General features: G+C 43.5%; 8 protein-coding genes and 2 pseudogenes. 8 read left to right on the plus strand and 2 right to left on the minus strand.

Going from position 1 to position 6,611, the window contains the following annotated elements:
• The 5 genes and pseudogenes from B4113_RS20165 to B4113_RS14895 form a co-directional block, all read left to right on the plus strand.
• Nucleotides 1–322 (plus strand): annotated as a pseudogene (locus tag B4113_RS20165) (hypothetical protein); the annotation flags it as partial.
• Nucleotides 315–797, plus strand: coding sequence for an HNH/ENDO VII family nuclease (locus B4113_RS14880; RefSeq protein ID WP_051962835.1), 483 nt, complete (start codon nt 315–317; stop codon nt 795–797). The pseudogene B4113_RS20165 and the gene B4113_RS14880, both read left to right, overlap by 8 nt.
• 7 nt (nt 798–804) lie before the next feature.
• On the plus strand, nt 805–1,254 hold the full coding sequence (locus B4113_RS14885; protein WP_033844602.1) for an SMI1/KNR4 family protein: 450 nt from the start codon (nt 805–807) through the stop codon (nt 1,252–1,254).
• Between the two features lie 925 nt (nt 1,255–2,179).
• On the plus strand, nt 2,180–2,725 hold the full coding sequence (locus tag B4113_RS14890; RefSeq protein ID WP_231559863.1) for a hypothetical protein: 546 nt from the start codon (nt 2,180–2,182) through the stop codon (nt 2,723–2,725).
• Nucleotides 2,726–2,738: 13 nt separating this feature from the next.
• A complete protein-coding gene (locus tag B4113_RS14895) occupies nt 2,739–3,086 on the plus strand; it encodes a hypothetical protein (RefSeq protein WP_061912632.1) in 348 nt (115 codons plus the stop codon).
• A gap of 140 nt (nt 3,087–3,226) precedes the next feature.
• Here the strand turns inward: B4113_RS14895 and B4113_RS14900 are convergent, their stop codons facing one another.
• Nucleotides 3,227–4,285: an IS630 family transposase gene (locus B4113_RS14900; protein ID WP_061912633.1), complete on the minus strand. Its 1,059-nt coding sequence runs from the start codon at nt 4,283–4,285 to the stop codon at nt 3,227–3,229.
• Nucleotides 4,286–4,535: 250 nt separating this feature from the next.
• On the opposite strand from B4113_RS14900, the gene B4113_RS14905 reads away from it, so the two are divergent.
• From B4113_RS14905 to B4113_RS14915, 3 genes are read left to right on the plus strand one after another with little or no spacing between them, the layout of a single operon-like run.
• Nucleotides 4,536–4,814, plus strand: coding sequence for a DUF5082 domain-containing protein (locus B4113_RS14905; RefSeq protein ID WP_369802283.1), 279 nt, complete (start codon nt 4,536–4,538; stop codon nt 4,812–4,814).
• Nucleotides 4,815–4,818: 4 nt separating this feature from the next.
• Complete coding sequence (locus tag B4113_RS14910) at nt 4,819–5,907, plus strand: pre-toxin TG domain-containing protein (RefSeq protein WP_082799324.1); 1,089 nt, start codon at nt 4,819–4,821, stop codon at nt 5,905–5,907.
• A 16-nt stretch (nt 5,908–5,923) separates the two neighbouring features.
• Nucleotides 5,924–6,343, plus strand: coding sequence for a hypothetical protein (locus tag B4113_RS14915; RefSeq protein WP_033844598.1), 420 nt, complete (start codon nt 5,924–5,926; stop codon nt 6,341–6,343).
• A 52-nt stretch (nt 6,344–6,395) separates the two neighbouring features.
• Here B4113_RS14915 and B4113_RS20775 read toward each other — a convergent pair.
• Nucleotides 6,396–6,611 (minus strand): annotated as a pseudogene (locus B4113_RS20775) (IS701 family transposase); the annotation flags it as partial.

Genomic DNA, 6,611 nt, shown 5'->3' on the forward strand with positions numbered 1-6,611 from the left:
TCGGCTGCTGGCGGGCGGGATGTTGCTGTTATCGATTGTACCTCCGGCTAAAAGTGCCGGCGTTGCCGGAAAAGCGGCGATCAAGGGCGCAAAGGCGATCGATGCCGCCTCCGCCCTCGCGAAAGTGAAACATGTCGTGTGCGATGATAAAATGAAAGCGATCGGCGACATCGCCTTTCGCCAAACCGTCCGCTCCCCTCTTGCCGAAACGGCTCGATTGTTCAAAAAGCAATGGGACGAATTAGTAGGAAAGCGTCACCTCCGTTTCATGGCAGCCGGCATATGCGGGAGTGGGGCCGGCGCCTCGGGTGTGGATGAGTGAGGCGAAAGATGCGTCCCTCAACATAATCAAGAAAGTTGAGGGGGAAGTGGTTGAGAAGGGGATTGGTAAAGAGTACAAAAACTACAAACTAGTTGAATACAATGGACAAACTAAGGTTAATGGGGAATTAAGAGATATTAGTAGGCGAGTTTATCAAAGGCTAGATATTGATTACGATAGAGTAGACCCTAAAACGGGTTTAACAAATCTTCAATTAATGAAAAAAGGAAGAGCACCATATTGGAAAGATGGAACTGTTGTAGAACTCCATCATTTAATCCAAAGAGAGCTAGGGGCGATGGTTGAAATCCCTGCCAGTCTGCATGACGAGTATAATAAAATTTTACATGGCTTAGTGGAAAATGGAGGTAGTTTTAGAAATAACCTTGTACTAAGAAAACAATATGATAACTTTAGGGTGAAATACTGGAGATGGAGAGCTAAGCAAATAGAAATTGAGAGATTTAAGGAGTGAAATAGTTATGAATGAAAAAGAATTAACAGCGCTTATTAATGAAAATATGGAACCAGATGATTTTACAGGCGGGGTTGCCGAAAGTGAAATTAAACGTATTCAAAATGAGTTAGGAGTCATGCTACCTAAAAGCTATCAGTGGTTTTTAATGAATTATGGGTCGGGAGGGATGTTTGGAATTGACATTTTAGGGATTGGAAAATCGAATTTGGCCTCTGTAGTTATTGAAACAAAGAGATATAGAGAGTTAGGTTTAGATAGACATTTGGTAGTAATTGAGAATTGTGGTGAATACGTATATTGTTTAGATACAAGAAAAATGGAAAATAACGAGTGCCCGGTAATAGCTTGGGATAGACAACAGGGAATTGATGAGATGTTTGAGGCGAATAACTTTTTTGAATTTTTATGGGAAAGGCTAGCAGATGCAAAAGAAGCATGGGAAGAGGATTTCTAATTAAATAGTGAATGACAATGTATGGTTTTTGCAAGAAAAAAGTGCAGAGTATTGAAGTATATAAATTTGTTTTGGTTGAATAAATATTCGATTGAAGTTTGCCATATCGGGGCTTGATATGGAGCCTCTGCATCCATGTTTCTTTTGCTAAACGAGCAAGAATCAGTAAATTTAGAAAATTGATACAGGTTACTATGGCTCCGCTCCATGTAAAGCTCCTATGAATGAATTTTGAATAAAAATCTCGTACATCTCTGCACTTTTATTTTGCACTAAACAAATGGATTCATAAGGAAGTGATGACATAATTTTATTGTGTACAAAAGAGTTTGAGGGGGCAAGGGGGAAGGTCCACAGAATTATAGCATAAGGAAGAAAAGCACCTTTAAAATCAAGAGATCATGAAGGCTGTGCCTACTCATGTGATAATTTTATTAGGAAACCTTTTAATATCTCTATATGATAAAAATAAAAACAGCAAGCGAAGACATCTTCCTTGCTGTTCTAATTTTATGCTAAATCAATTTGCGGATGATTCTCTTCTCTTTGATCCTTTTATCCTGGTACTGAATGTGCAGTGCGCTATTTAATTGCTCATGTTTTGCTTCTATGTACGTTGCAGGTTCCTCTTTAGAGACACTACTGTAGGCATAGTTCCCAATCTAGAAATATTGTGGAGAAATGAAACAAGTAAAATTGAGCACTCTCTTTTCAGGAAAGAGAAATTGGATATATCTTTTTTAAAAGGAAGTTACTTTGGTTTTAAGTCATCAAAGCACCGTTTGCGCAAACCTCCCGCCTGTTCAAGAAGCAATGGGACGAATTAGTAGGAAACGTCGCCTCCGTTTCATGGCAGCCGGCATATGCGGGAGTGGGGCCGGCGCCTCGGGTGTGGATGAGTGAGGCGAAAGATGCGTCCCTCAACATGATCAAGAAAGTTGAGGGGGAAGTGGTTGAGAAGGGGATAGGTAATAATATCGGACATAAGACAGAGGCTAATATAATAGCCGAGAGAGCAAAGAATTTAGACCTGGCTCCAAGAGAAATCCCTTATAAAATCATGGGAAGTAAAAAAATGAAACAATTAAAAGAAAAAATTGAGAATAGAACTATCAGCAAAGAGGAATGGAAGCAATTCAAGTGGAATAAAAGATTTAAAAGACGAAGAGATATTGGTGTTGATAATTTTTGGGAGCAAGAAAGAGAACGTCTGTTGAACGGTGAATCTACAAGAAATTGGACATCGGAACAGATCCGAGACATAATAAATGGTAACGTACCAAAACATAACGGTAAAACATTAATTGGTCACCATGTATATAGTGCGTCCAAATATCCGCAAATAGCAAATAGGGGAGAGATCATATATCCTGTTACGTTTAAGGAGCATCTGTACCGCTGGCATGGTGGAAATTATAAGCAGAGTCTACCTGGTAAACCATTAAACGAATTATTTGGTAATGAATTTTAAGGAGGGGAAAATAGTGTCAGCTGTCCTTGTATTGTTGGAACCCGATGGTAACGAAACAAAGTATTTGCCTACAATAAAAAAAATCACAAATCTAGGATTATCGGAAATAAAAAATAGAATTAAAAACGGTAATCCGATTATGAAGATTGTTTTGTTTAGGGATGAAGACGAGGATGCTAGACTAAAGCAATTGATACATGAACTGACCAATTTGGGTGCCAAAATAAGACTGTTTGATAGTGAAATCAATACGAATAAAGAAATTACTATTGAATATTTAATGAATAGATTCAATAGATATAGGCAAATACAAGAACAGAATGAGTTATTGGATGATTTAATGTATGGTGATAAAGACTAATCATCTTGGTGCTGAACAAGTCATTTTAGTGCAATACCATCAAGATGATTGGGGAATTACACTTATTTAGCCAGATATAGCGCCAGGTTGAGAGGTCTATCATGGTTATATAGATGCACCTTGAAAAGTTAACTTCTCGATTACGCTGCACACCCCAGGCGTTGCAGCACTTCCTCGGGGCGTTCATGAATGTAGTCCACAAACCGGGCAATGGCTTGGGCGATATCGTTTCGATCTTTGTGGAACACATTGGCGATGACGGTGTCTTTCAGCCATTTCCACAAGCGTTCGATCGGATTCCGTTGCGGAGAATACGGAGGAAGGGAAATGAAGTGAAAACACTGTCCTTCTTCCCGCAAAAACTCTCTCACCATTTTGGCATGATGAATTCGGGCGTTATCCAGCACCAAGACGATGAGCCGATCCGGGTAACGCTCTTTGAGAACTCGCAGGAAATCCAAAAACGTTGTCGCATTGGCCGCCCCTGCTGGATGAAGAACCGTTTCGCCATCATGGACGTTAACCGCGCCAAACAGCGATACGTGGGCATGATGGCCGAACGTCGGCACTTGCTTTTGATGGCCAACCTCCGACCATGTCGTACGCAGCACATGATACGACCGGATAGGCGTTTCATCGATGTACAACAGGACGGAATCCGGACCGATTAATTTTTTTTTTATCAGATCCATTTGTCTCTCGAAGTTTTTTTGCCGGTCCGGGTCCCCTTTTGCCAACGTGTAGGTCGGCCGGGTCCAAGAAAGCCCTTTTCGATGCAAGAGTTTTCGCAAGGCTTCGCGGGAAATGGAGATGCCATAACGGTGGTACACATAGGATTGAAGGATCTTCGTATTCCACGCCGAAGCGATGTCCCAGCCCAGCTCCGCAGGGGTCGTGGTCAACACGAGATGTTTGACCTCTTCCTGCTGTTCTTCGGTGAGAAACGGCTCCCGCAAAGGGGCAACATCCCGATGAAGCAGGAGTTCAAGACCGCCTTCGTTAAACAGCGATACATAATGGGAAACGGTTTGGCGGCACACATTGACCATGGAAGCAACCTCTTTGCCCAAATATCCTTCCATGACTAGGCGGACGGCCATCACGCGTTGGCGGAGAGGAGCGTTTTTGATCTTCCGTTCCTGCTTGCGGAGTTTCCGGGGCGTCCATTCGTGATGGTCGGTGATTTTGAGACGTTTCATGCAGAATTCCGCTCCTTTCCCATGCTTTTCCTTAGGCGCAGTATCACCGGAGTGGGCACCAGTTATACGAAGGTTAATCTTTTAATGAGCATGTATATAAATACAAGCTAATATGATATAAAGTGGCGAGTGATCAGCTGGATGTAAAACAAAATTTCAACTTATATAGCTTGATATTAGCCATTATTTCGCCACTTTAACCGGGAAGGGAATACAAGTGTCATCGATAGTAGATTCGATTGAAAAGGAAATGAAGCGGAGGGCTTACGAAGCAGCGATGGCCATTTTGCAATCTTACCAAGGGCAAGTGCATGAAGCGATGGAAGAATTTCAAGGTGGCATTCGCGGCTTTTATCGCGCCAACGATGAATCTATTCCGTACTGGCAAGGGGAGGCGCGGGAAGCGTATGAGTGGGTCTATGCCGATTTAAAGCAAATCGAGACGCGGATTGAGGCGACGGCGGATGAATTGGCCGATGAAATCAGCAGGGAAATCGCCCGTCTTCATCGAAGGATAGAAGAGTTGTGATCACATGATTCGGTTGAAACCGGATGAGTTGGAAACGGTCGCGAAGCACATTCCCGATGCCAAAGACGCTTGCGAGCGGGCGCGGACGACGCTGTCGCGGGAACTTTCTTCTCTCGCAATGGACCTCCCCGGCGTCAGCACGCCCGCCATCGAAGCGCTGCGGGACGAACTCGTTCATTGGCTGAAGCGTTATGAAGACAAACTGAACGAAGCGGAAGAACTTCTGTATCGCACCGCCGCCGCGATGCACCAAGCGGACGAGACGCTGGCTGACAACATGAAGGAATTCGGTTTGGAGCTTCTCGGCTGGTATGACGTGCAGCGCGTATTTGGCGAGTACGACCCGATCACCGGCGAGCGCCTGTCGGCCGGGGACCGATTGCTGGCGGGCGGGATGTTGTTGTTGTCGATTGTACCCCCGGCTAAAAGTGCCGGCGTTGCTGGAAAAGCGGCGATCAAGGGCGCCAAGGCGATCGCCGCCTCCGCCCTTGCGAAAGTGAAACATGTCGTGCGCGATGATACAATGAAGACGATCTTCCAAACGACCTACCATCAAGTCATCAAAGCGCCATTCGCGGAAACGGCCCGCCTGTTCAAGACACAATGGGACGAAGTAGTGGAAAGCGTCACCTCCGTTTCATGGCAGCCGGCATATGCGGGAGTGGGGCCGGCGCCTCGGGTGTGGATGGGTGAGGCGAAGGATGCGACCCTCAATATGATGAAGAAAATTGAGGGAGAAATGGTCAATAAGGCAGCGGAGGAATTTAAACTTTCACCAATAAGTACAAAAGGTTTTGGAGAAACCCTGAAGCGAACTTTCCAAGTAGGAAACACTAAATTGGAAATTAACAGCGGCCACGGATATCGCAGCAGCGGTCACCGAACGGGAAATTCACGAGATGTCGGAACTATGGATGAGATTGAATCAATAATATTAAGGGATATTGATAATGCAATTCAATCAGGCGCAAATTTCCCGAATGTTCCAAAGTCTGTTGAACGGATTGTACAAGTTAATGGTAGAAAAGTTGGCTATTCAGTAACACAAACTCCTGATGGTATGGTTAGAGTCTCCACATATTATCCAAAATAATGGGGTGTATAAGGAAATGGCTCTTCAAAGTGTAATTCAACAAATTTTTTGTTTAATGAATAAGGATTGGTCAAAATATAATAATGATGAAAGAAACAACATGTCTAAAAATCTCGATGAATTATCAGTGCTTTTAATGTCAGAAATAGATCGTGCCATCTCAATAGAATCGCTGGAATCAGCAATAAAATTTGAAAACGAGCATTACTTCCTTCCCATTCCCTGTGTTATTAAGTTGTATCAAAAGCTGATTCTTTTAAACCATACGAATAAACCATACTATGAGGGATTAGTAGACTACCTGTTATTATACGGTCCGGATTGGGAAGAAGAAGCGAACAAAATAACCAATTTAATTGAAAAGGAAAGATTTGAAACCGCTAGAGATTATGTGCAGTCAATTAGTTACTATAAAGAATTTAATAACTGTAGATGAGCATTTTTCATTACAGTAATTTCCATGATCTAAGAGACAAACAGGGGACCCCTTAGGCGACATGGAGCTGTTTTTTGATCACATCAATGGGAATCTCTTGCTTCGCGGCATCGTAGATGAACTCGACGATGCTGTGCCCTTTCCGAGACCGAAGAAGCTCTAGGCCGGAAGAGAGGTCTTGTTGAGATTCCACGATGCTGTATACGCAGGCGAACAGCACCACGGCCCAATACCGTTTCACCGCCCGAATGTGACGAACACGGTACCC

The organism is Geobacillus sp. B4113_201601 (assembly GCF_001587475.1).
GTDB classification, from domain to species: Bacteria; Bacillota; Bacilli; order Bacillales; family Anoxybacillaceae; genus Geobacillus; species Geobacillus icigianus.

Coding starts and splice junctions, on each gene's coding strand:
- B4113_RS14885 (WP_033844602.1), top strand. CDS start 805: ATGAATGAAAAAGAATTAACAGCGCTTATTAATGAAAATATGGAACCA.
- B4113_RS14905 (WP_369802283.1), top strand. CDS start 4,536: ATGAAGCGGAGGGCTTACGAAGCAGCGATGGCCATTTTGCAATCTTAC.
- B4113_RS14915 (WP_033844598.1), top strand. CDS start 5,924: ATGGCTCTTCAAAGTGTAATTCAACAAATTTTTTGTTTAATGAATAAG.
- B4113_RS14880 (WP_051962835.1), top strand. CDS start 315: ATGAGTGAGGCGAAAGATGCGTCCCTCAACATAATCAAGAAAGTTGAG.
- B4113_RS14900 (WP_061912633.1), bottom strand. CDS start 4,285: ATGAAACGTCTCAAAATCACCGACCATCACGAATGGACGCCCCGGAAA.
- B4113_RS14910 (WP_082799324.1), top strand. CDS start 4,819: ATGATTCGGTTGAAACCGGATGAGTTGGAAACGGTCGCGAAGCACATT.
- B4113_RS14890 (WP_231559863.1), top strand. CDS start 2,180: ATGATCAAGAAAGTTGAGGGGGAAGTGGTTGAGAAGGGGATAGGTAAT.